This is a genomic window from Burkholderia sp. NRF60-BP8, from assembly GCF_001522585.2.
In the GTDB taxonomy this organism is placed as follows: Bacteria; Pseudomonadota; Gammaproteobacteria; order Burkholderiales; family Burkholderiaceae; genus Burkholderia.
Genome location: NZ_CP013372.1, coordinates 2,288,020 through 2,311,546, shown reverse-complemented (window position 1 = coordinate 2,311,546; position 23,527 = coordinate 2,288,020). Strand labels below are relative to the sequence as shown.

Genomic DNA, 23,527 nt, shown 5'->3' with positions numbered 1-23,527 from the left:
GGGTCCTGTGAATGAATGGGGCGGGGCGCCGTGCGCCCCGCGTCGAATGACGAATCGGCCGACGACGGATCAGCGGTTCACGAGTTTCGCGGGCGTGAGCCACACGGCGATCGCGCCGATCACGAGCATCGCGGCCAGCACGTACATGCCGGACGACGTGCTGTGCGTGACGTCCTTCAGGTAGCCGATCACGTACGGGCTCGCGAAACCGGCGAGGTTGCCGACCGAGTTGATGATCGCGATCCCGGCCGCGGCCGCGGAGCCTGCGAGGAACGCGGTCGGCAGCGACCAGAACAGCGGGGCGCAGGTCAGCACGCCGCCTGCCGCGAGCGACAGGAACACGATCGACACGGCCGTATTGTGCGAGTACGACGCGGCGACCGCAAACCCGAGCGCGCCCATCAGCGCCGGCACGATCAGGTGCCAGCGGCGTTCGCGGCGCTTGTCCGCGCTGTGGCCGAACAGGTTCATCACGACGATCGCGACGACGAACGGAATCGCCGACAGCAGGCCGATCTGCAGCGTATCGGTGATACCGGTCGATTTCACGAGCGTCGGCATCCAGAAGGTGAGCCCGTACTGGCCGGTGACGAACGCGAAGTAGATCAGCGACATCCACCACATGCGCGGGTCCGAGAACACGGCCTTCAGCGAATGGCCGTGCTTCTGCCGTTCCTGCGGCTGCGCGGCGATTTCGTCTTCGAGCAGCTGCTTCTCGCGCTCGTCGAGCCACTTCGCGCCGCGGATGCCGTTGTCGAGATACAGGATCGTCGCGATGCCGACGAGCACGGCCGGCACGGCTTCGATCATGAACATCCATTGCCAGCCGTGGAAGCCCGAGCCGCCGTGGAAGCGCTCCATGATCCAGCCCGACAGCGGGTTGCCGAAAATGCCCGACACCGGAATCGCCGACATGAACACCGCGATGATCTTCGCGCGGCGATGGGACGGGAACCAGTACGTGAGGTACAGGATCACGCCCGGATAGAAGCCGGCTTCCGCGAGGCCGAGCAGGAAGCGCAGCACGTAGAACTGCGTCGGCGTCTTCACGAACGCGAACAGCGCGGACAGCACGCCCCACGTGATCATGATCCGCGCGATCCAGATGCGCGCGCCGAGGCGGTGCATCAGCAGGTTGCTCGGCAGTTCGAACAGAAAGTAGCCCAGGAAGAAAATCCCCGCGCCGAGCCCGAACACGGTTTCGCTGAACGCGAGATCCTGCGACATCTGCAGCTTGGCAAAGCCGACGTTCACGCGGTCGAGATACGCGACCACGTAGCAGAGCATCAGGAACGGCACGATGCGCCAGAACACTTTCCTGTAGGTGCGGTCGAGTTCGCCCGACTGGGCGGCCGCGGCGGGCGAGCGGCTTGCGGCCGCGTCGAGAGCAGTCATCGTCGTGTCTCCAAGGACGTCGTGTGCCGGCGGCGCGTAGGCTGCCGGTTCGTATGCGTGTGCTGACGGAAGGGCCCGCGCACACTGCGGGCAGGTGAATCGATATCGGGTGCGCGGCGCGTCACCAGCGCGCGTCGAAGGTGCGGCGCAATTCGTCGAGCGCGGCGTCGGACAGCGGTTCCGGCTTCGGCTGCGTCATCAGCCACAGCCGCGCCGTTTCCTCGAGCTCCTCGAGCGCGTACGACGCATGCGACACCGACGGCCCCCACATCACGGGGCCGAGGCGATCGAGCAGCACGCCGCGCACCTGGTCGGCCAGCGCCGCGACTTCGGCCGCGACGGCGGGGTCGCCAGGGCGGCGGTAACGGATCAGCGGGATGTGGCCGACCTTCATCACGTAGTACGGCGTGATCGGCGGCAGCACGTCGGTGTCGCGCCACACGCCCGCGAGCGTCAACGCGACGAGATGCGTCGAATGCGTGTGGACGACACCATGCGCGTCTGCGTTGCGCGCGTAGATGCCGCGATGCAGCGCGAGCGTCTTCGACGGCTTGCCGCCCGATACGGGCCGGCCGTCGGCGCCGACCTTCGCGATGTCGTTCGGGTCGAGCCGGCCGAGGCACGCGTCGGTCGGCGTGATCAGCCAGCCGTCCGCGAGACGCGCGCTGATGTTGCCGGCGCTGCCGACCGCATGGCCGCGCGCATACAGGCTCGCGCCGACCACGCAGATCTCTTCGCGCAGTTTCGCTTCGTCGCTCATCGTGCGGCTCCGTCCAGCGCGCGCAGCGCCTTGTCGAAAAAGTCCGTCGTGCCGAAGTTGCCGGATTTCAGCGCGAGGCCGAGCGGCTGCGCGTCGATGGTGGCCGTGGCCGGCACGCCCGGGTCGATTTGCGCGCCGATCTGCAGCGACTTCACGTCGAGCGCCTGCACGACCGCGCCGGACGTCTCGCCGCCGGCGACGACGAACTTGCGCACGCCGAGTTCGCGCAGCCCGCGGGCAATCGCCGCGAGCGTGCTTTCGACGAGATGGCCGGCCGCATCGACGCCGAGCGCTTGCTGCACGGCTTTTACTTCGTCGGGCGTGGCCGTTGCATAAATCAGCACGGGGTGCGGCAGGTGCGAGCGCGCAAACGCGAGCGCCTGCTCGACGACCGGCTCGCCGCGCGAGGCCGCGAGCGGATCGATGCGGAAGGCCGGTCGCGTCGCGCGCCACGCGGCGACCTGTGCGTTGGTCGCCTTCGACGCGCTGCCGGCGAGCACGGCCGACAGGCCGTCGATGCGCGGCAGCGACGCCGCGTTGTCGCGCTCGGGCAGTTGCTCCGCGCGGCGGAAATTCGCGGGCAGGCCGAGCGCGATGCCCGAGCCGCCGGTGACGAGCGGCAGGCCCGCGCACGCTTCGCCGAGGACGTAGAGGTCGCGGTCCGACAGCGCGTCGGCGATCGCGAAACGCACCCCTTCCGCACGCAGCTGGTCGATCCGCGCGCGCACGGCGGCCGCGCCGAGCGCGATCGTGTCGTAGCGGATCAGGCCGACCGGCGACTTCGTCTGCTGCTGCAGCACGCGTACGAGGTTCGCATCCTTCATCGGCGTGAGCGGATGATGCTCCATCCCCGATTCGTTCAGCAGCACGTCGCCGACGAACAGGTGGCCGCGATAGATCGTGCGGCCGTTCTCGGGGAACGCCGGGCACGCGATCGTGAAGTCGCCGCCGGCCGCATCGAGCAGCGCGTCGGCCACCGGCCCGATGTTGCCAGCGGCGGTCGAATCGAACGTCGAGCAGTACTTGAAGAAGAACTGGCGGCATCCTTGCGCGCGCAACCATTCGTACGCGGCGAGGGATTGCGCGACGGCGTCGGCGGCGGGAATCGTGCGCGACTTCAGCGCGACGACGATCGCGTCGGCGTCGACGATCGTGTCGGCAGCCGCGCCGTCGGCGGGCACGCCGATCGTCTGTACGGTGCGCATGCCGCTCTTGACGAGCATGTCCGCGAGATCGGTCGCGCCGGTGAAATCGTCGGCGATGCAGCCGAGCAGGGGACGGGAAGCGGAAGCGGTCATGGCGGGAACGTCGTTCGAATCAGCGGGCGGGCGGCAGCGTGATGCCGGGGAAAGTCTTGATCACGGCGGAATCGTCCTCGCCGCCGTGGCCGGCGCTCGACGCGCTCATGAACATCTGGTGCGCGGTGGCCGACAGCGGCAGCGGGAATTTGCTGCGGCGCGCGGTATCGAGCACGAGGCCGAGATCCTTCACGAAGATGTCGACGGCCGACAGCGGCGTGTAGTCGCCGTTCAGGATGTGCGGCACGCGGTTCTCGAACATCCACGAATTGCCGGCGCTGTGCGTGATCACGTCGTACAGCGCGTCGGCATCGACGCCTTCGCGCAGGCCGAGCGCCATCGCTTCGGCCGCCGCCGCGATATGCACGCCGGCCAGCAATTGATTGATGATCTTCACTTTCGAGCCGATGCCGTGCGCGTCGCCGAGGCGGTACACCTTGCCGGCGATCGCCGCGAGCACGTCCTCGCAGCCCGCATACGCGGCGGCCGGGCCGGACGTCATCATCGTCATCTCGCCGGCGGCCGCGCGCGCGGCGCCGCCCGACACCGGCGCGTCGAGCATCTGCAGGCCGGCCGCCTCGATGCGCGCGCCGAGCGCGACCGCGAATTCGGGCGCGACGGTCGCGCTCGCGATCACGACGCCGCCGGGCTTCATCGCCGCGACCGCACCGTGTTCGCCGAACAGCACCGTTTCCGTCTGCGCGGCATTGACGACGAGCGTGACGACGACGTCGCACTGCGCACCGAGTTCGGCCGGCGTCGCGCACGCGATGCCGCCTTCGGCGGCGAAGGCCTGCAGCACGGTGTCGCGCACGTCGCATGCATGGACGCGCAGGCCGGCGCGCAGCAGCGAGCGTGCGACGCCGAGGCCCATCGCGCCGAGGCCGATGACTCCAACATTTCTTGACATGGTCAACCTTGATCGATTCGGGAGAGGTTCCGGACAGCGGCGGCGGGCGCCGCCGGCTTCAGCAGATGCCGGCTTCCGCGAGGCGGCGAGCGGCGTTGTACATGTGCGTGCGCGCCGCGTTGCGGGCGGCCATCGGGTCGCGCGCGCGGATCGCGTCGGCGATCGCCGCGTGCTCGTCGCGCACCTGCCGCGAGAAATCGTCGCGCGTCGCTTCGTTGCCTCGCGTGACCTTCACGCCGGCTTCGAGGTACTGGTTCAGGAATTGCAGCGTCTTCAGGAAATACGGGTTGCCGGTGACGGCCGCGATCGTGCGGTGGAACGCGACGTCTTCCGCGACGCCGTCGCGCCCTTCGGCCACCGCTGCGTCGATCTTGCGCAGCGCGTCGTCGATGTCGGCCATGTCGTCGTCGGTGTGGTGCAGCGCGGCTTCGGCCGCGACTTCGGCCTCGATCGCGCGACGCACCGCGAGCAGGTGCGGCAGCGAGCTCGCCTCGACGGCTTCCGCGTAGTCGATGCGCAGCGGCCGGATCGCGCCGTGCTGGTTCACGAACACGCCGCTGCCCTGGCGCGGCTCGACCACGCCTTCGTTCTTCAGCCGCGAGATCGCCTCGCGGATCACGGTGCGGCTCACGCCGAATTCCTGCGCGAGCACGGCTTCGGTCGGCAGCTTGCCGGTGGCCGAGAAACTGCCCACTTCGATCTGCTTGAGCAGTTGCTGCGCGACATGGTCGCTCATCGCGCGAGCCGGAATTTTCTCGAACATGATGCTCAGGTTTGTAAGGTGATGTGGTCATCATACAAATTTGAGCGCGCATCAGTATCCGGGATAACCCTCGTTTTACAGCGGGCAACGTCGGCTAAATTGACTGAAACCGGTTCCAAAAACGCGGAAAGCGATGCGAACGCGTCGGTTCTGCAATCAGTCGCTCAAGGAAGGGGGCCGGCGCCCCGGAGTCGTCAGTCCGCGATGTCCTCGACGGCGTCGACCGACGCATCGGGCGTCGCATCGACTTCGGCCACGTCCCCGCCGCGCTCGCGATACGTCGCCGGCGGCACGCCGAACTGCTTGCGGAATTCGCGCCCGAGGTGCGACGCATCGGCGAATCCGCAACTCGACGCGATATCGGCGACCGTGCGGTCCGAGCTCGTCAGCAGCCACGCGGCCGTGCGCAGTCGCACCTGTTTCGCGAAGGCCTGCGGACTCTTGCCGGTCTCGGCCTTGAAGAGCCGCTCGAGCTGCCGCGTCGACAGGTCGAGCTTGCACGCGAGTTCCTCGAGCGGCAGCGCGCGCCCGACGTGCTGTTCCATCAGAAGAATCGCGCGCTTGACCTTCGGATGCGTCGCCGGTTCGAGGCCCGGCGGATGCGGCTGCGGCGCGTTGCCTTTCTGCATCTCGCCGACGAGCAGGATGCGCAGCGCCTTCTGCACGGTCGCGTGATCGAAATGGCGCAGCAGGATCGCGGCGGCGACGTCGATCGACGCGCGGCCGCCCGAGCACGTGATCCGGCGCCGGTCGATCACGAACAGCCGGTCGGCGATCAGCAGGTCGGGATCGGCGGACGGAAAGCGCTCGATGAAATCCCAGTAATGGAACCAGCTCACGCAGGTGCGATAGCCGTCGAGCACGCCGGCGCGCATCAGCGTGAACACGCCGGTGCAGATGCCGACGACCGTCGCGCCGCCCGTCGCCGCGCGGCGGATGAAGTCGAGCGTTTCAGGGCCGGCCTGCGGCCCCGAATGCAGCAGCCCGCCGACCACCACCACGTAGTCGAACGGCTCGGCCGCGTCGAACGTCTCCCACGGCGTGATCTGGATCCCGCAGCTCGCGCGCACCGGCGCGAGCGTCTCGCCGATCACGCTCCATGCGCAGCGCACGGGCTTGCTGTAGTCGCCGTCGTCGGCCGACAGCCGCAGCATGTCGACGAAGCCCGAGAAGGCCGTCAGCGTGAAGTTCGGCAGCAGCACGATGCCGAAGCGGAGGCGCCGCGGCGCGGGTTCTGCGAGGGGGGAAGCGGGTACGTCGGGGATCATCGCGGCCAATCTCGTCACGCCGGGAAGGCGGTCTCACTCGTTTCACTCTGTTTGCGGGCTACGGCTGCCGGAGGGCGGCACGGATGCAGCCAGCGTCGCCGATCGGCCGCGGCCGGACTTGTGGTTTTTCGTCGCGAACCATCGCCAAAACGCACTTTCCGGGCGGCCGGCGCGGCGCTTGGCGGCGCTATCCCACGCCGATGCCGTTTTTGTTCTATCGGCCGATTTTACGCCCTGATGTACTGAGGCCCAACGACATTTCACGCATGCAACCCAAAGGAAGCCAGATGAACGTCAGCGTGTTCGACCTGTTCAAGATCGGCATCGGCCCGTCCAGTTCGCATACGGTCGGACCGATGATCGCCGCGTGCCGCTTCGCGTCGCACGTCGAGGACGCGAACCTGCTCGGCTTCGTGCGCCGCGTGCGGGTCGAGCTGTACGGCTCGCTCGGCGCGACCGGCAAGGGCCACGGCACCGACAAGGCCGTGCTGCTCGGCCTCGAGGGCCACCTGCCCGACACGATCGATCCCGACCTGATCGAGCCGCGGCTCGCCGCGATCCGCGCGGAGAAGTCGCTGACGCTGCTCGGCAAGCAGACGGTCCGCTTCGACGAGAAGGAACACATCGGCTTCTATCGCAAGCTGATGAGCGGCACCGGCATCGTGCACCCGAACGGGATGCGCTTCCAGGCATTCGACGAACACGGCCAGTTGCTCGTCGAGAAGGAGTATTACTCGGTCGGCGGCGGCTTCGTCGTGAATCGCGACGGCGATCGCGTGAACGGCGTGCGCGCGGCGGTCGACGTGCCGTATCCGTTCCGCACCGGCGACGACCTGATGCGCCAGTGCCGCGAACACGGGCTGTCGATCGCCGAGCTGATGCTGCGCAACGAATCCGCGCTGCGTCCGGCCGACGAGGTGCGCGCCGGGCTGATGGCGATCTGGCGCACGATGGCCGCGTGCGTCGAGCGCGGCTGCAAGGTCGAGGGCGACCTGCCGGGCCCGATGCGCGTGAAGCGCCGCGCGGCCGAACTGAACGCCCGCCTGCGCGCGCGTTCGGAAGAGTCGCTGCGCGACCCGCTGTCGATGCTCGACTGGGTCAACCTGTATGCGATGGCCGTGAACGAAGAGAACGCGGCCGGCGGCCGGGTCGTCACCGCGCCGACCAACGGCGCGGCCGGCGTGATCCCCGCGGTGCTGCACTACTACGTGAAGTTCGTGCCGGGCTCGAACGAAGCCGGCATCGTCGAATTCCTGCTGACGGCCGCGGCGATCGGGATCATCTACAAGGAAACCGCGTCGATCTCCGGCGCGGAAGTCGGTTGCCAGGGCGAAGTGGGCGTCGCGTGCTCGATGGCCGCCGCCGCGCTCGCCGCCGTGATGGGCGGCACGCCCGACCAGGTCGAGAACGCGGCCGAGATCGGCATGGAGCACAACCTCGGGATGACCTGCGATCCGGTGGGCGGGCTCGTGCAGATCCCGTGCATCGAGCGCAACGCGATGGGCGCGATCAAGGCGCTGAACGCGTCGCGCATGGCGCTCAAGGGCAACGGCCAGCACTACGTATCGCTCGATTCCGTGATCAAGACGATGCGCGAAACCGGCGCCGACATGAAGACGAAATACAAGGAAACGTCGCGCGGCGGCCTCGCCGTGAACGTCATCGAATGCTAACGAAGGATCCAAACATGAGCCGCTACTCGATATTCAGCCTGTTCCGCAACGGCCTCTCGTATCACGAGAACTGGGAGAAGCAGTGGAAGAGCCCGGAGCCGAAGAAGGAATACGACGTCGTGATCGTCGGCGGCGGCGGCCACGGCCTCGCGACCGCGTACTACCTCGCGAAGGAGCACGGGATCACGAACGTCGCGATCCTCGAGAAGGGCTGGATCGGCGGCGGCAACACCGCGCGCAACACGACGATCGTGCGCTCGAACTACCTGTGGGACGAATCGGCCGCGCTGTACGAGAAGGCGATGAAGCTGTGGGAAGGGCTGTCGCAGGATCTGAACTACAACGTGATGTTCAGCCAGCGCGGCGTGATGAACCTGGCGCATACGCTGCAGGACGTGCGCGACACCGAGCGCCGCGTGAACGCGAACCGGCTGAACGGCGTCGACGCCGAATTCCTGACGCCCGCGCAGATCAAGGAAATCGAGCCGACGATCAACCTGAACAGCCGCTACCCGGTGCTCGGCGCATCGATCCAGCGCCGTGCGGGCGTCGCGCGTCACGACGCGGTGGCCTGGGGCTTCGCGCGCGGCGCGGACCGCGCCGGCGTCGACATCATCCAGAACTGCCAGGTGACGGGCATTCGCCGCGAAGGCGGCGCGGTGGTCGGCGTCGACACGGTGAAGGGGTTCATCAAGGCGAAGAAGGTCGCGGTGGTGGCCGCCGGCAACACGACGACGCTCGCCGACATGGCCGGCATCCGCCTGCCGATCGAAAGCCATCCGTTGCAGGCGCTGGTGTCCGAGCCGATCAAGCCGGTGGTGAATTCGGTGATCATGTCCAACGCGGTGCACGCGTACATCAGCCAGTCCGACAAGGGCGACCTCGTGATCGGCGCCGGTATCGACCAGTACACGGGCTTCGGCCAGCGCGGCAGCTTCCACATCATCGAAAGCACGCTGCAGGCGATCATCGAGATGTTCCCGGTGTTCTCGCGCGTGCGGATGAACCGCCAGTGGGGCGGCATCGTCGACGTGTCGCCGGACGCGTGCCCGATCATCACCAAGACCGACGTGAAGGGCCTGTATTTCAACTGCGGCTGGGGTACCGGCGGCTTCAAGGCGACGCCCGGTTCGGGCTGGGTGTTCGCGCACACGATCGCCCGCGACGAACCGCATCCGCTGAACGCTCCGTTCGCGCTCGACCGCTTCTACACGGGCCACCTGATCGACGAGCACGGCGCCGCCGCCGTCGCGCACTAACCCCCGCACTGAAGGAGAAACAAACATGTTGCTGATCGAATGTCCGTGGTGCGGGCCGCGCGCCGAATCCGAATTCACATGCGGCGGCGAAGCCGATATCGTGCGCCCGGTGGCGAACGAGACCATGACCGACCGCGAATGGGGCGAATACGTGTTCATGCGCGAGAACAAGCGCGGGCTGCACAAGGAGCAGTGGCTGCATACGCAAGGCTGCCGCCGCTGGTTCAAGGTGACGCGCGACACGGTCACCTACGATATCAAGGGCTACGAAAAGTTCGGCGGGGCTGCCAACGGTGCAGCTGCCGGCAACGCACACGAAGAGGGCACGAGCAAATGAGCCAGAAAGACCGCCTCGGCACCGGTGGCCGGATCAATCGCGCGATTCCGTTGACGTTCACGTTCAACGGCCGCACGTACCAGGGCTTCCAGGGCGACACGCTCGCGTCCGCGCTGCTCGCGAACGGCGTGCATTTCGTCGCGCGCAGTTTCAAGTATCACCGTCCGCGCGGGATCGTGACGGCGGATGTGGCGGAACCGAATGCCGTCGTGCAGCTCGAAACCGGCCCGTACACCGTGCCGAACGCACGCGCGACCGAGATCGAGCTGTACCAGGGGCTCGTCGCGACGAGCGTGAACGCCGAGCCGACGCTCGAGAACGACAAGTACGCGATCAACCAGAAGTTCTCGCGCTTCATGCCGGCCGGGTTCTACTACAAGACGTTCATGTGGCCGCGCAACATGTGGCCGAAGTACGAAGAGAAGATCCGCGAAGCGGCCGGCCTCGGCAAGGCGCCCGAGGTGCTCGACGCCGATCGCTACGACAAGTGCTACGCGCACTGCGACGTGCTCGTGGTCGGCGGTGGCCCGTCGGGCCTCGCCGCCGCGCATGCGGCCGCGACGGCCGGCGCGCGCGTGATCCTCGTCGACGACCAGCGCGAACTCGGCGGCAGCCTGCTGTCGTGCCGCGCGGAGATCGATGCGAAGCCCGCGCTGCAATGGGTCGAGAAGATCGAGGCCGAGCTGCGCAAGCTGCCCGACGTGACGATCCTGTCGCGCAGCACCGCGTTCGGCTATCAGGACCACAACCTCGTGACGGTCACGCAGCGCCTGACCGATCACCTGCCGGTGTCGATGCGCAAGGGCACGCGCGAGCTGCTGTGGAAGGTCCGCGCGAAGCGCGTGATCCTCGCGACCGGCGCGCACGAGCGGCCGATCGTGTTCGGCAACAACGACCTGCCGGGCGTGATGCTGGCGGGCGCGGTGTCCACCTACGTGCATCGCTTCGGCGTGCTGCCGGGCCGTAACGTGGTCGTGTTCACGAACAACGACCGTGCATACCAGAGCGCGCTCGACCTGAAGGCGTGCGGGGCGAAGGTGACGGTCGTCGATTCGCGCGCGTCGTCGAACGGCGCGCTGCCGGCCGCGGCCAAGCGGCAGGGCGTGACGGTGATGAGCGGCGCGGTCGTCACGGCCGCATCGGGCAAGTGGCGCGTATCGTCGGTCGACGTCGCGTCCTACTCGAACGGCCAGACCGGCGGCAAGCTGCAGACGCTGCCGTGCGACCTCGTCGCGATGTCCGGCGGCTTCAGCCCGGTGCTGCACCTGTTCGCGCAGTCGGGCGGCAAGGCGTGCTGGAACGACGAGAAGGCGTGCTTCCTGCCGGGCAAGCCCGTGCAGGCGGAGGCGAGCATCGGGGCGGCGGCCGGCGAGTTCGGGCTGGCCCGTGCGCTGCGGCTGGCGGTCGATGCGGGCGTGGAAGCGGCGAAGGCCGCCGGCTTCACGGCCGCGCAGCGCCCGGCCGTACCGCAGGTCGCCGAAACCGTCGAAGGCGCGCTGCAGCCGTTGTGGCTCGTCGGCAGCCGCGAGGCGGCCGCGCGCGGCCCGAAGCAGTTCGTCGACTTCCAGAACGACGTGGCGGCCGCCGACATCCTGCTCGCCGCGCGCGAAGGCTTCGAGTCGGTCGAGCACGTGAAGCGCTATACGGCGATGGGCTTCGGCACCGACCAGGGCAAGCTCGGCAACATCAACGGGATGGCGATCCTCGCGGGCGCGCTCGGCAAGACGATTCCGGAAACGGGCACGACGACGTTCCGCCCGAACTACACGCCCGTGTCGTTCGGCACGTTCGCGGGCCGCGAGACGGGCGATTTCCTCGACCCGATCCGCAAGACGGCCGTGCACGAATGGCACGTCGAGCACGGCGCGATGTTCGAGGACGTCGGCAACTGGAAGCGGCCGTGGTATTTCCCGAAGAACGGCGAGGATCTGCATGCGGCCGTGAAGCGCGAATGCCTCGCGGTGCGTAACGGCGTCGGCATTCTCGACGCGTCGACGCTCGGCAAGATCGACATCCAGGGGCCGGACGCGGTGAAGCTGCTGAACTGGATGTACACGAACCCGTGGAACAAGCTCGAAATCGGCAAATGCCGCTATGGGTTGATGCTCGACGAAAACGGGATGGTGTTCGACGACGGCGTGACCGTGCGCCTCGCCGACCAGCATTTCATGATGACGACCACCACCGGCGGCGCGGCGCGCGTGCTGACGTGGCTCGAGCGCTGGCTGCAGACCGAATGGCCGGACATGAAGGTGCGGCTCGCGTCCGTCACCGATCACTGGGCGACGTTCGCGGTGGTCGGCCCGAAGAGCCGCAAGGTCGTGCAGAAGGTGTGTCAGGACATCGACTTCGGCAACGAAGCGTTCCCGTTCATGAGCTACCGCAACGGCACCGTCGCCGGCGCGAAGGCGCGCGTGATGCGGATCAGCTTCTCGGGCGAGCTGGCCTACGAAGTGAACGTGCCGGCGAATGCGGGCCGCGCGGTGTGGGAAGCGCTGATGGCGGCGGGCGCCGAGTTCGACATCACGCCGTACGGCACCGAGACGATGCACGTGCTGCGCGCGGAGAAGGGCTACATCATCGTCGGCCAGGATACCGACGGCTCGATCACGCCGTACGACCTCGGGATGGGCGGGCTCGTCGCGAAGTCGAAGGACTTTCTCGGCAAGCGTTCGCTGTCGCGCTCGGATACCGCGAAGGAAGGCCGCAAGCAGTTCGTCGGCCTGCTGACCGAGGACGAACAGTTCGTGCTGCCGGAAGGCGCGCAGATCATCGCGAAGGACACGCAGGTGTCGGCGGTCGATCCGACGCCGATGATCGGCCACGTGACGTCGAGCTACTACAGCCCGATCCTGAAACGCTCGATCGCGCTCGCGGTGGTGAAGGGCGGCCTGAACAAGATGGGCGAGAGCGTCGTGATTCCGCTGGCCAACGGCAAGCGGATCACCGCGAAGATCTCGAGCCCGGTTTTCTACGATACCGAAGGGGTGCGTCAGCATGTGGAATGAAACGAGAAACCAGACGCAGGTGGCGGGTGCGGGCGGCGTGACGCTCGAGTCGCCGTTCGTCGGCGCGGCCGACGTGCTGAAGGCGCACCAGGCGCGCGCATCGAAGAAGTTCGCGCTGCGCGAGCGGCCGTTCCTCGATCTCGTCAACGTGCGCGGCGAGTTGAGCGACCCGGCATTCGTCGCCGCGTTCGAGCGTGTGGTCGGCTGCCGGCCGCCGGCGGAGCCGAACACGGTGGCACGCGGCGCCGAGTACGACGTGCTGTGGCTCGGCCCCGACGAATGGCTCGTGCGGTCGAACGGGCCGGTTCAGGCCGGCGTGCTCGAGGCGAAGCTGGCGGAGGCCGTGCAGGGCGCGTATGCGGCGGCCGTCGACGTCGGCAGCGGCTACACGGTGGTCGAGGTCAGCGGCGAGCGCGTGCGCGACGTGATCGCGCGCGGCTGCCCGCTCGATCTGCATCCGCGCGTGTTCAAGCCGGGCCAGTGCGCGCAGTCGCACTACTTCAAGTCGCCGATCACGCTGATCCCGACCGGCGACGCGTCGTTCGAGATCGTCGTGCGTCGCAGCTTCGCCGACTATTTCGTGCGCATCATGCTCGACGCCGCGGCGCCGCTCGCATCATGAAGCCGTTCGACGAACCGTTCGTGGCGATCGACGCGCCGCGCCTACGCGGGCGCGGCTGGAGCGTGTTCGTCGACGAACTGAAGGTGCCCGCGCGAATCGGTATCCACGCGCACGAGCATGAAGCGCCGCAGCCGATCGTGATCGATGCGCGGCTCGGGTATCGCTGCGAGCCGAGCGAGCAGGGCGAGTGGATCGATTACGACGGGTATTGCGCGCGCGTCGCGTCGTTCCTGTCGCACAAGCCGCATACGCGGCTGCTGGAGACGCTCGTCGCCGATCTCGCGGTGCTGTCGTTCCGCGAATGGCCGGCGCTGGAATCGCTGACGCTGTCGGTGTACAAGCCGAAGATCCGGCCCGGCACGAAACGCGTCGGCGTGTCGCTCGACTGGACGCGTGGGGATTACCTGCGGTGGACGGGGGCGGCGGGGCAGTTGTGATTGGAGAGGGCCGGATCGAGGCACGAGGGAGGTGATTCGGCGACTCCATGGGACGGCGGCGCGAATGCGCCGCCGTACTCGTTTATAGTTCCTGAAATATGAGAAGAATGGTTCGCTGGCGGCCTTTGGTCTTTTTATTCCTGAAATAACGGAACAATTGGCGATCTGGCCGACGAATCACTATAATTCCGATATTCTCGTAACTATGCTGTCGATCGACCTCGATGGCGCTTTGTTCCTGAAATTCCGGAATTATGGCCCGCACCCTACCGCAACCCGTCGCGATACCCGACCCGCTCGCACTGGATCTCGCCGCCTTGGGGGCGCTCGTGCGCAACCGGCGCGCGCAGAACCAGATGCGGATTGACGATGCTGCCGACATGCTCGGCGTCTCCAAGGACGTGCTGTCACGCCTCGAAAACGGGCGCGCGGTGAGTCTCGACAAGCTGTTCAAGGTGCTCGACGGTTTTGGCCTGAATTTGCTCGTCGTGCCGAAACGCGACGTTCAGGTGGCGCGCAAGGCAGTGCGCGATCACGCGACGATACGTGCCGCTTTGTCCGGCTCGTCCGGTTCGCCCGAGGGCAAGTGATGATCTATTGCCTGCGAATTTCGGCTGACGGCTCGCCGGTCGGGGAACTGACTTACGATGCCCGCCGCGACGACTACGGTTTTTCCTACGATCCGGCGTGGCTCGCACGACCAGACGCGTTTGCGTTGTCGCCGTGCATTCCGCTCGATGGCAAGCCGACGACGGGCGCGATCCAGCGCTTCGTGGGCAATCTGCTTCCCGAGGGCCGCGCACTCGATGTGGCCGCATCGATGTATCAGATATCGAAGGACAACGTTTTCGGCCTGATCCGGATGCTCGGCAAGGAGCCCGTCGGTGCGTTGAGCTTCGTTCCGGACGACGAGGCAGGGCAGCCGACTGAACCTCTCGAACCCGTGCGCCGACCGATCTCCGCGGAGGAACTGGCCGACCGTATTCGCAAGCGCGATGCGATCCCGTTTCCCGTCTGGGACGATCGGGTGCGCCTATCGATCGCCGGCCATCAGGACAAGCTGCAGGTGCTTGTCGAAGGCGAGCAGTTTGCGCTCGTGGACGGGGCGCTGAGCAGCTCGCATATTCTGAAGCCCGACTCGCGCAGCCCGAACGCGCCGTGCATGGTCGCCAACGAGCATTTCTGCATGACGCTGGCGGCCCGCATGGGTTTGCCGGTCGCGCATGTCGAGATTCGACGTATCCCCGAGCCCATTCTGCTGATCGAACGATTCGACCGGCTCGTGACGACCGACCCGGACGATCCGCGGCGCGTGAGCGCTGTGCGGCGGCTTCATGTCATCGATGGATGTCAGGCCCTCGATTTGCCGGCGACACTCAAATACGAACGCAATCTCGGCAACAACGCGGACGTGCGCAATATTCGCGAAGGCGTGAGCTTCGAGAAGCTGTTTTCGCTGACATCGTCTCTGGAGACACCGGTCGCTGCGCGCACGGTCATGCTGCGCTGGGCGTTGCTGCAACTGCTGATCGGCAACAGCGACGCGCATGGCAAGAACATTTCGTTTTTCGTCAGCAGCACCGGGCTCGAGCCGGCGCCGTTTTACGATCTGGTCTGTGTGAACGTGTACGGCGACGCTTATGTGCAGGACATGGCGATGGCGTACGGAGATGTGTTCCGCACCGAGGAACTGACCGCTTTCGCGCTCGCGGACTTCGCGCATCGCGTGCAGATCCGGCCGGCGCTCGTTGCGCGTGAAATGGTGCGGATGGCCACGCTGGCTGCGGAACTGGCTCCTGGGCTGGCGGAGTCGGCCGTCTATGTGGGCGACGAGCGCGCGTGGGTGCATCGTATCGCCGAGTACGTGCGAGCACAGGCCGAACGCGTCAGGCGTATTGCGCCTATGGTGCCCAAGGTCGACGCCGCGCTGCTCTGAGCGTGTGCTTCACCGACCATCGGCACGCCACGTCTGCGCGCGCGTTGCGCGCAGTAATGACGGGCGCCACGGGATGGGCGACAGTTCAGTTCGGCTGCGTCAACTGGGCTTCCCACTTCTTCAGGATGCGCACGCGTGCCTGACTGAAATCTACCCAACAGTTGAGCCAGGCGTCACTCGGAATCGTCTGCTGCGGATTGGCGGTCTTCACGTAGTTACAAGTATCGCCGGCAAAGCCGGCCCAACTCGTCTGCGATTTCGCGAGTTGGGCGGCAGCGTCGGGGTTGCGTTGGCGTAGCTTGCGAGCGAGCGACCGGTATGCGCTGTCGACTTGCTGCTGCTGCTGATCGAGCACGCAGCGTCGCACGGCGTCCATCGTCGGCCCTGCCTGTTCGCAGTCGACGACAGCGAAAGCCGATACAGGAGCGGCCGACAGCGCGACAATGGCGAACAGCCGGGCCGCGCAGCGTCGGGCCGGAGCCGTGCGAGCGCGGGTGCCCATTGCTTACTTCGCGTTGCGGTTCGCGCCAGGCGCCGGGCCGGAAGGATCGCTGACCGGCACCATGTGCGCCTTCGGGTCGTTCCCGGTATTCGCGCTTTTTGCGTCGTCCTCGGGTTCGAGCACGAACCGGAACGAATCGACCCGCTGCATCACCTTCGCCGCATACGCACTGGATCCGCCGCTGTAGCTCTTCAGCCCGGCCTGCACGTTGCCGCCGGCCGCTTTCACGTAGCCCGACAGAATGCGCGAGCCGGCGTCGACGTTCGCATTCGGCTCGGTGAGATCCTTCACGTTGCGCAGCATGCCTCGGTGCGCGGACGGCACGACCTGCATCAACCCGGTCGCGCCATGCTGGCCCCGCGCCTTTTCCTGGAAGCGCGATTCGATCGAAATAATCGCGTAAACGAGTGCCGGCGGCAGCGAATATTTCGTCGCAGTGACGCTCACGATATCGGCGAGCTTCGCAGCCTTTTCTCTTGCGACGCCGAATTTCTTCGTCAGGTAGGACGTGATGCGGCGGTTTGCTTCGTTCGGCTGATCGTTGGCGTTCGCGAGCGGCGCGGACGCGACAGTCGGCGCGGATGCCAGTCCGTCGGGCGCGGAGGCGGGCAATGCGGGCGCCTGCTGCGCCGCGGCCTGTTGCGCAATGCCGAGCGAAAGCACGATCAGCCAGAAGAACCGTCGTCGCATGGTCGAGTGCGGGGAAATGGGAGGCGCATAGTATATCGGCCAATCGCGGAAGACGGTCGAGCGCCCGCTCGAATGAAAGCGATGTGTAGGCTTGTGACGTCCACGACGATCGACGCGCCGATCGTTGCACGGACACGCATCGGAGTCCGGACGAACGCTAGTTGATGATCTCGCCGATGCCGGTTTCGATGCGGCTTCTGAGTTGCCGGATGAACTCGGGATCGTAGGGTTCCCAGCTGTCGAGTTCGCCGACGATTTTCAAAGGCGAGGTACTTCGATACGATCGCGTCGGATTGCCCGGGAATTTCTTGTCCGTGACGTTCGGATCGTTTTCGAATTCCCCGGTGGGCTCGACGATGTAGACGCGCGGTCGACCCTCGCCTTTGGCCATTTCCGCAGCCAGGCCCGCGCCTTTGGGCAGGGCCGTGAAATAAACGTGATTCATGACGACGTCGTCCCGATAATTCGATCTGAAACCCGCCGTCAGCAAATCGCCGATCCGCAAATTCGCTTTCGTGCCATGAAAAAACGGGCCGGCGTCCAGGACAGACATGGTGGCTCCTTCGAAAAATTCCGTGACCGATGCTAAGCGCGTCGCGCGCTCGCCACCCGCGCAATCGCGCCGATCGCGTCGCTGACGAGTACCGCGAGCAAGCCGACGATCACGCCGCCTTGCAGCACGAACGCGGTGTTCGACGTCTGCAGGCCCGCGATGATCACGTCGCCGAGCCCGCGCGCGGCGACCGTCGAGCCGATCGTCGCGGTGCCGAGATTGATCACGACCGCGAGGCGGATGCCGTTGACGATCACCGGGAACGCGAGCGGCAGCTCGACGGACACCAGTTGCTGCCAGCCGCTCATGCCCATCCCGCGCGCGGCGTCGACGACGTCGCGCGGCACGTCCTCGAGCCCGGCGATCGTGCTTTCGAAAATCGGCAGGAGCCCGTACAGCACGAGCGCGATCAGCACGGGCTTCAATCCGAAGCCGACCGCCGGCACGGCAAGCGCGAGCACGGCGACCGGCGGGAAGGTCTGGCCGATATCGACGACGCTGCGCGCGACCGGCAGGAAATCTGCGCCGAACCGCCGCGTGACCGCGATGCCGGCCGCGACCGCGACGATCGTGCCGATCAGGCTCGACAGCGCGACCGTGCCGAGATGCGCGAGCGTGAGATCGAGCAGGCTCGCGCGATCGTAGATCACCGGCGCGCCGTTGTCCGCGAACGGCGCGAACAGGCCGTGCAGCCACGCGGGGCGCAACAGCAGCACGAGCAGCAGCGCGAGCGCGGCCGCGCGGGCGACGTACGCGGCAAGCGAAGACCGCTTGGGCCGCACGCTGCCGCGCGTCGTCATGCGGGCTGCCTCGCGTGCGAGCGGATCGCGTCGAGCGTGATGCGGCGGGGGCCGTGCGCGGTGCCGTTGGCCGTATCGTCGACGGGCAGCGCGTCGACACCGCGCCACAACAATTCGGACACCGCATCGCGCAGCGTGCGCGTCGCCGCGATCGGCTCGCCGTCGGCGCGGCCGGTTTCGGCCACGGCGTCGATCGGCGTCAGCGCGAGCAGGCGCAGCGGACGGTCGACGCCCGCGACGAGCTGCTCGACGACACCCGCTGCCGGCTTGCCGAGAATTTCGGCGGGCGGCGCGACCTGCAGCAGCCGGCCGCCGTCCATCACCGCGATCGTGTCGCCGAGCTTCAGCGCCTCCTCGATATCGTGCGTGACGATCACGACCGTGATGCCGAGGCGGCGCTGCAGCGCGAACAAGTCGTCCTGCGCCTTGTTGCGGATGATCGGATCGAGCGCGCCGAACGGTTCGTCCATCAGCAGCATCGCGGGCTCGGCCGCGAGCGCGCGCGCAACGCCGACGCGCTGCTGCTGGCCGCCCGACAGTTCGTGCGGCAGCTTGCCCGCGAATTCGGCCGGCGCGAGATGGAACAGGTCGAGCAGTTCGTTCACGCGCGCGTCGATGCGGGCGGCCGGCCAGCCGAGCAGGCGCGGCACGGTCGCGATGTTGCGCGCGACGCTCCAGTGCGGAAACAGCCCGTGCCCCTGGATCGCGTAGCCGATGCCGCGGCGCAGTTGCTCCGGCGCGACGGTCGCCGTATCGACGCCGTCGATGCGGATCGTGCCGCTGGTCGGTGCGATCAGCCGGTTGATCATGCGCAAGAGCGTCGACTTGCCGCTGCCCGATGCGCCCACGAGCGCGGTGATCGTGCCGCGCTGCATCGTCAGCGATACGTCGTCGACGGCGACCACGTCGCCGAAGCGTTTGCCGATCCGTTCGATCTCGATCATCCTGTACGCCCCTTCGCGAGCGACGTCGCGGCTTCGAACACGACGGCGGCCGCCAGTGCGAGCGCGATCGTCGGGATCGCGCCGAGCAGCACGAGATCGGCGGCCGATTGCCCGATCCCCTGGAAGATGAACGTGCCGAATCCGCCGCCGCCGATCAGCGCGGCCACCGCGGTCAGGCCGATGTTCTGCACGAGCACGATGCGCACGCCGCTCAGGATCACCGGCAGCGCGAGCACGAGATCGACGCGCAGCAGCCGCTGCGCGCGTGTCATGCCCATCGCGCGCGCCGCTTCGGTCACGTGCGGCGGCACCTGTCCGAGCCCGACCACGACGCTCGATGCGATCGGCAGCAGCGAGTAGAGGAACAGCGCGAGCGCGGCCGGCGCGACGCCGATGCCGCGGATGCCGAGTGCGGCCGCGAGCGGCACGTGTGCGGCGAGCAGGCCGAGCGGCGCCATCATCAGCCCGTACATCGCGATGCTGGGAATCGTCTGCACGATATTGAGCACGGGCATCGCGACGGTGCGCACCGCCGCGATGCGCGCGCACGCGATGCCGAGCGGCACGCCCGCGACGAGCGCGGCGGCGACCGAGCCGCCCGCGAGCGACACGTGACGGATCGCTTCGCGCCAGAAATCGTCGCTGCGCACCGCGTATTCGCGCATCACGGAGAGGCCGTCCCACCAGCCGCTCGCAAGCGGCACGGAAACCGCCGCTATCGCGACGGCGAGCGCGACGAGGCGCCGCCACGGGCCGAACGCGAGGCGGGCGAGCGCGTCGGCGATGAGCACCGCCCACGCGAACAGCAGCAGCCAGACGCCGGCGTCGGGCGACACGCGGGCCAGCATGTCGTCGGGCGCGACGACGTGCGTCGCGGCCGCGCCGACCGCATACGCGAGCGTCGCGAGCCCCGCGCAGCCGGCCGCGAGCCGCCACGCGGGACGGCTCGCCGTCATCGTCCACAGCGCGCCGGCGGTCCATAGCGCGGCGAGCGCGGCGCCCTGCATCGCGGGCAGCGCGGCGAACACCGATAGCCCGGTGCCGGCCGCGATCCGGTTCGGCCGCAGCACCGCGAACGACAGGCCGAACACGGCGACGATCGTCAGTACGCCGATCAGGATGCCGACCTTGTCGAGCGTGACGCGCCGCGCGGACGCCGCCGCGCGCTCCGTCATTTCACGAAACCCTTCGATTTCAGGTAGCTTTTCGCGACGCCGGCAGCCGGCTCGCCGTTGAGCTGGATGCGCGCGTTCAGCGATTGCAGCGTCTTCAGGTCGAGGCTCGCGAACACGGGCTTCAAATACTCGGCGATTTGCGGATGCGCTTTCAGTGCGGCTTCGCGGATCACCGGCGCCGGCGCATAGACGGGCTGCACGTGCTTGTCGTCGTCGAGCACCGCGAGGCCGCTCGACGCGATACCGCCGTCGGTGCCGTAGACCATCGCGGCGTTCACGCCGTCGGTCTGGTTCGCGGCGGCCTTGATCGTCGCGGCCGTGTCGCCGCCGGACAGCACGACGAGCTGCTCGGGCTTCAGCTTGAAGCCGTACGCTTTCTCGAACGACGGCAGCGCGGACGCGCTGTTTACGAATTCGGCCGATGCCGCGAGCTTCACCTTGCCGCCGCCGGCCACCCACTTGCCGAAGTCGGAGAAGGTCTTCAGGTGCTGCGACTGTGCGACGGGCGCGAGCAGCGCGACGCCCCACGTGTTGTTCGCGGGCGCCGGGGCGAGCCACACGAGATGGTTCGCCGCGTAGTCGAGTTGCTTCGCGGTGTCGTAGCCCTGGCTCGCGTTCTTCCACACCGGGTCGTCGGCCTTGTTGAAGAAGAACGCGGCGTTACCCGTGTATTCGGGGTAGATGTCGATCTCGCCGCTCGTGAGCGCCTTGCGCACGATCGGCGTCGTGCCGAGCGCGATCTTTTCGGTGACGGGAATGCCGTGGGCCTTCAACACCTGTGAAATGAGGTTGCCGAGCAGATTGCCTTCGGTGTCGATCTTCGACGACACCACGACAGGCGTGTCGGCGTGCGCGCCGGGCGCCGCGATGGCGGCGGCGAACGCGAGGCCCAGGATCCGGGCGGGCAGGGCGAGCTTCATCGGGGCCAATCTCCAGGACGGGGGCGTACGCCGAAAGTTACTTGACTGAGCCGGCTTTGGCAAACCGCATGCGGCGGCGTGTCCACAGCCGGTGTGGGGATAACCCGCACCCGTCATGCGGGCTTGTTACACTGAAATTCGTTCCCCGCCTGCGGACATTTGCTGACATGAAGCCCGAGCTGCTGGTCCTCATCGCGTTGCGCGGCGACGCGCATCGCGAGATCGCCGCGTCGTTCGACGTGCGCTACGCCCCGACGCCCGACGAGCGCGAACGCGCGATCGCCGCACACGGCAGCACGATTCGCGCGGTGCTGACCAACGGCAGCACGGGGTTGACCGCCGCCGAGATCGACCGGCTGCCGCAGCTCACGTTCGTCAGCGCGCTCGGCGCGGGCTACGAGCACATCGATGTCGCGCACGCGAAGGCGCGCGGCATCGTCGTGGTCACGGGCGCCGGCACCAACGACGACTGCGTCGCCGATCACGCGTTCGCGCTGCTGCTCGCGGCGGTGCGCAACGTCGTGCAGCTCGATGCGAAAGCCCGCGCGGGCGTGTGGCGCGACGGGCTGCCGATGCCGCCGAACGTGTCGGGCAAGAAGCTCGGCATCGTCGGGCTCGGCAAGATCGGCGAGAAATGCGCGCGCCGCGCGGCCGGCTTCGACATCGAGATCGGCTATCACAACCGGTCGGAGAAGCCGGGGCCATACCGCTATTTCGACCGGATCGACGCACTCGCGCAGTGGGCCGATTTCCTGATCGTCGCGACGCCGGGCGGCGCGGGCACACGGCACCTGATCGATCGTACCGTGCTCGACGCGCTCGGCCCCGGCGGCTTTCTCGTCAACGTGTCGCGCGGCAGCGTTGTCGATACCGCTGCTTTGGCAGACGCGCTGCGCGAACGACGCATCGCGGGGGCGGGGCTCGACGTGTACGAAGGCGAACCGGAGCCGCCGCGTGCGCTGACGGATCTCGACAGCGTCGTGCTGACGCCGCACATGGGCGGCTGGTCGCCCGAGGCGCTCGATCGTTCGGTGCGGCAGTTTCTCGACAACGCGACGCGGCATTTCGCCGGGCAGCCGGTGTTGACGCCGGTGTAGGCGGCTCTCGGCGGTGCCGGCGCGAAACGAGGCCGGATCAGCTCGCGGGGCGGCCGCCTGCCAGGTCCGCAGCCGCCACTTCGTCGGTGGACGGTAGCGGCCGAATGGTCACCTCGCCCGAAATGAACCTTTTTCCTTTGAAATCCCGGCCGTGGTAGCGCGTGCTGATCGCGTGAAATTCGGCGTTGCCGGACGCCAGATGCTCCAGCTCGGTCACGTATGCACGCACGTCCGCGTCCTGTCCGAGCGGGCCGGCGAGGACGCGCTCGCGCGCGGCGATCAGGTTGCGCTCGTTCTCGGCAACCAGCGTGGCGAGCTTGTTCAACGCGTCCTGCAGCGTCAGGCCTTCGCGGTACATCAGCAACCAGACGGAATTGACCGAATCCGCGATGTGAATCTCCTTGCGGAACGAGTACGGGTCGTTGACGAGCGTAATCGAATCGATCGCGGCCGTTCTCATTTCCGCCAGCGACCGGTCGGCGATCAGGTGGTCGGTCATGTCCACGTCGATCGCGTATTCGGTCATGAGGGCCGCCCATTCCCCGTAATTGTCGATGCGCCGCATCTCCAGATACGCGTCGAACGTGAGCTCGTCCATCTTCAATGCCAACGGATCCGTCTGCCTGACGATCAACGTGCGAAGCGATTCCTCCAGCCGTTGCCAGACGCGGGGTTTCGACGCCAGCTGTTCCTTGATGGGAAGCAGCCCCTCATACAGCAACTGCGCGATCGGCGCGCTGTCCGGCGGGCGGACGCCGGCGATCGCGTCGAAGTAATGCTGCCGCAACGTCGAACGTCGGTGCGCCTGGTCCAGCATGTCGGGGTTGGTGATGGTGTCGTCGATCAGCGTGGTGATGCTCATCATCCGCTCCAGATCGTAGATCCTGTCGTTCCGGGTGTGCGGATAGCACAGGCCGCCGAACGACGGCATGCTTTGCGCCAGATAATGTTCGACGGCCTTCTGGCTGCCGTAGTACGCGAGGATGTACGGGCTGTCCGTGAGCGCGATCCGGCGTTCCGCCTCGTCGTGGAGCGGATGCCACATGGGCTTCAACTGCAGATGGAAGTCCGGGTGGAAGATTTTTTCCCCGGGCTTCGGCAGGCCGGGGAGATCGCGAACGAAGTTGGGAATTTCTTTCATGGCAGGTTCTCGGGCTTGCGGGCGGGCGTCCGGGAAGGG

At 67.3% G+C, this 23,527-nt stretch carries 23 protein-coding genes; 9 read left to right on the top strand and 14 right to left on the bottom strand.

All coding sequences use genetic code 11. The annotated features are described in order from the left end of the window. Window positions 1–69: 69 nt before the first annotated feature. The 6 genes from WS54_RS10700 to WS54_RS10675 all read right to left on the bottom strand — a co-directional run bounded on the left by WS54_RS10700 (window position 70) and on the right by WS54_RS10675 (window position 6,394). Window positions 70–1,395: an MFS transporter gene (locus tag WS54_RS10700; protein ID WP_059781141.1), complete on the bottom strand. Its 1,326-nt coding sequence runs from the start codon at window positions 1,393–1,395 to the stop codon at window positions 70–72. Window positions 1,396–1,516: 121 nt separating this feature from the next. After that, window positions 1,517–2,155, bottom strand: a complete 639-nt coding sequence (gene otnC, locus WS54_RS10695; RefSeq protein ID WP_059781143.1) for a 3-oxo-tetronate 4-phosphate decarboxylase — start codon at window positions 2,153–2,155, stop codon at window positions 1,517–1,519. Continuing rightward, on the bottom strand, window positions 2,152–3,453 hold the full coding sequence (otnK, locus tag WS54_RS10690; protein WP_059781145.1) for a 3-oxo-tetronate kinase: 1,302 nt from the start codon (window positions 3,451–3,453) through the stop codon (window positions 2,152–2,154). Before otnK ends, otnC begins: the two co-directional genes overlap by 4 nt. A gap of 19 nt (window positions 3,454–3,472) precedes the next feature. After that, a complete protein-coding gene (gene ltnD / locus WS54_RS10685; RefSeq protein WP_335671011.1) occupies window positions 3,473–4,369 on the bottom strand; it encodes an L-threonate dehydrogenase in 897 nt (298 codons plus the stop codon). 52 nt (window positions 4,370–4,421) lie between these two features. Further along, window positions 4,422–5,126: a FadR/GntR family transcriptional regulator gene (locus WS54_RS10680; RefSeq protein ID WP_034204194.1), complete on the bottom strand. Its 705-nt coding sequence runs from the start codon at window positions 5,124–5,126 to the stop codon at window positions 4,422–4,424. A 194-nt stretch (window positions 5,127–5,320) separates the two neighbouring features. Next, window positions 5,321–6,394 carry a GlxA family transcriptional regulator gene (locus WS54_RS10675; RefSeq protein ID WP_034206111.1) on the bottom strand — a complete coding sequence of 358 codons (1,074 nt, stop codon included), beginning with the start codon at window positions 6,392–6,394 and terminating at the stop codon, window positions 5,321–5,323. Window positions 6,395–6,681: 287 nt separating this feature from the next. On the opposite strand from WS54_RS10675, the gene WS54_RS10670 reads away from it, so the two are divergent. The 8 genes from WS54_RS10670 (at window position 6,682) to WS54_RS10635 (ending at window position 15,666) form a co-directional block, all read left to right on the top strand. Further along, entirely contained in the window at window positions 6,682–8,067 is a 1,386-nt protein-coding gene (locus WS54_RS10670) for an L-serine ammonia-lyase (RefSeq protein ID WP_034204195.1), read from the top strand. Window positions 8,068–8,081: 14 nt separating this feature from the next. Next, on the top strand, window positions 8,082–9,326 hold the full coding sequence (locus WS54_RS10665) for a sarcosine oxidase subunit beta family protein (RefSeq protein WP_034204196.1): 1,245 nt from the start codon (window positions 8,082–8,084) through the stop codon (window positions 9,324–9,326). Window positions 9,327–9,351: 25 nt separating this feature from the next. After that, complete coding sequence (locus tag WS54_RS10660; RefSeq protein WP_034204197.1) at window positions 9,352–9,663, top strand: sarcosine oxidase subunit delta; 312 nt, start codon at window positions 9,352–9,354, stop codon at window positions 9,661–9,663. Then, a complete protein-coding gene (locus WS54_RS10655) occupies window positions 9,660–12,671 on the top strand; it encodes a sarcosine oxidase subunit alpha family protein (RefSeq protein WP_059781147.1) in 3,012 nt (1,003 codons plus the stop codon). The genes WS54_RS10660 and WS54_RS10655 overlap by 4 nt, the downstream gene beginning before the upstream one ends. After that, window positions 12,661–13,293: a sarcosine oxidase subunit gamma gene (locus tag WS54_RS10650; RefSeq protein WP_034204198.1), complete on the top strand. Its 633-nt coding sequence runs from the start codon at window positions 12,661–12,663 to the stop codon at window positions 13,291–13,293. Before WS54_RS10655 ends, WS54_RS10650 begins: the two co-directional genes overlap by 11 nt. Beyond that, the gene (locus WS54_RS10645; RefSeq protein ID WP_059643814.1) at window positions 13,290–13,730 is read left to right on the top strand and encodes a dihydroneopterin aldolase; all 441 of its coding nucleotides are present in this window, start codon (window positions 13,290–13,292) and stop codon (window positions 13,728–13,730) included. Before WS54_RS10650 ends, WS54_RS10645 begins: the two co-directional genes overlap by 4 nt. A gap of 254 nt (window positions 13,731–13,984) precedes the next feature. Next, a complete protein-coding gene (locus WS54_RS10640) occupies window positions 13,985–14,320 on the top strand; it encodes a helix-turn-helix domain-containing protein (protein ID WP_059781148.1) in 336 nt (111 codons plus the stop codon). Further along, a complete protein-coding gene (locus tag WS54_RS10635; RefSeq protein WP_059781150.1) occupies window positions 14,320–15,666 on the top strand; it encodes a HipA domain-containing protein in 1,347 nt (448 codons plus the stop codon). Before WS54_RS10640 ends, WS54_RS10635 begins: the two co-directional genes overlap by 1 nt. Window positions 15,667–15,751: 85 nt before the next feature. On the opposite strand, the gene WS54_RS10630 is transcribed toward WS54_RS10635, so the two are convergent. The 7 genes from WS54_RS10630 to osmF all read right to left on the bottom strand — a co-directional run bounded on the left by WS54_RS10630 (window position 15,752) and on the right by osmF (window position 21,250). Continuing rightward, entirely contained in the window at window positions 15,752–16,168 is a 417-nt protein-coding gene (locus WS54_RS10630; protein WP_082725071.1) for a lysozyme inhibitor LprI family protein, read from the bottom strand. 3 nt (window positions 16,169–16,171) lie between these two features. Beyond that, window positions 16,172–16,858: a lytic transglycosylase domain-containing protein gene (locus WS54_RS10625; protein ID WP_059781154.1), complete on the bottom strand. Its 687-nt coding sequence runs from the start codon at window positions 16,856–16,858 to the stop codon at window positions 16,172–16,174. A 157-nt stretch (window positions 16,859–17,015) separates the two neighbouring features. After that, window positions 17,016–17,411, bottom strand: a complete 396-nt coding sequence (arr, locus tag WS54_RS10620; protein WP_034204202.1) for an NAD(+)--rifampin ADP-ribosyltransferase — start codon at window positions 17,409–17,411, stop codon at window positions 17,016–17,018. A gap of 32 nt (window positions 17,412–17,443) precedes the next feature. Next, window positions 17,444–18,211, bottom strand: coding sequence for an ABC transporter permease (locus WS54_RS10615; protein WP_034204203.1), 768 nt, complete (start codon window positions 18,209–18,211; stop codon window positions 17,444–17,446). Next, entirely contained in the window at window positions 18,208–19,155 is a 948-nt protein-coding gene (locus WS54_RS10610) for an ABC transporter ATP-binding protein (protein WP_059781156.1), read from the bottom strand. Before WS54_RS10610 ends, WS54_RS10615 begins: the two co-directional genes overlap by 4 nt. Beyond that, window positions 19,152–20,330: an ABC transporter permease gene (locus WS54_RS10605; protein WP_059781158.1), complete on the bottom strand. Its 1,179-nt coding sequence runs from the start codon at window positions 20,328–20,330 to the stop codon at window positions 19,152–19,154. The genes WS54_RS10610 and WS54_RS10605 overlap by 4 nt, the downstream gene beginning before the upstream one ends. Further along, on the bottom strand, window positions 20,327–21,250 hold the full coding sequence (gene osmF, locus WS54_RS10600; protein ID WP_034204206.1) for a glycine betaine ABC transporter substrate-binding protein OsmF: 924 nt from the start codon (window positions 21,248–21,250) through the stop codon (window positions 20,327–20,329). Before osmF ends, WS54_RS10605 begins: the two co-directional genes overlap by 4 nt. Window positions 21,251–21,417: 167 nt before the next feature. On the opposite strand from osmF, the gene WS54_RS10595 reads away from it, so the two are divergent. Continuing rightward, complete coding sequence (locus tag WS54_RS10595) at window positions 21,418–22,347, top strand: 2-hydroxyacid dehydrogenase (RefSeq protein WP_059781160.1); 930 nt, start codon at window positions 21,418–21,420, stop codon at window positions 22,345–22,347. A gap of 37 nt (window positions 22,348–22,384) precedes the next feature. Here WS54_RS10595 and WS54_RS10590 read toward each other — a convergent pair whose 3' ends face one another. Next, complete coding sequence (locus WS54_RS10590) at window positions 22,385–23,488, bottom strand: terpene synthase family protein (RefSeq protein ID WP_059781162.1); 1,104 nt, start codon at window positions 23,486–23,488, stop codon at window positions 22,385–22,387. Window positions 23,489–23,527: the final 39 nt, after the last annotated feature.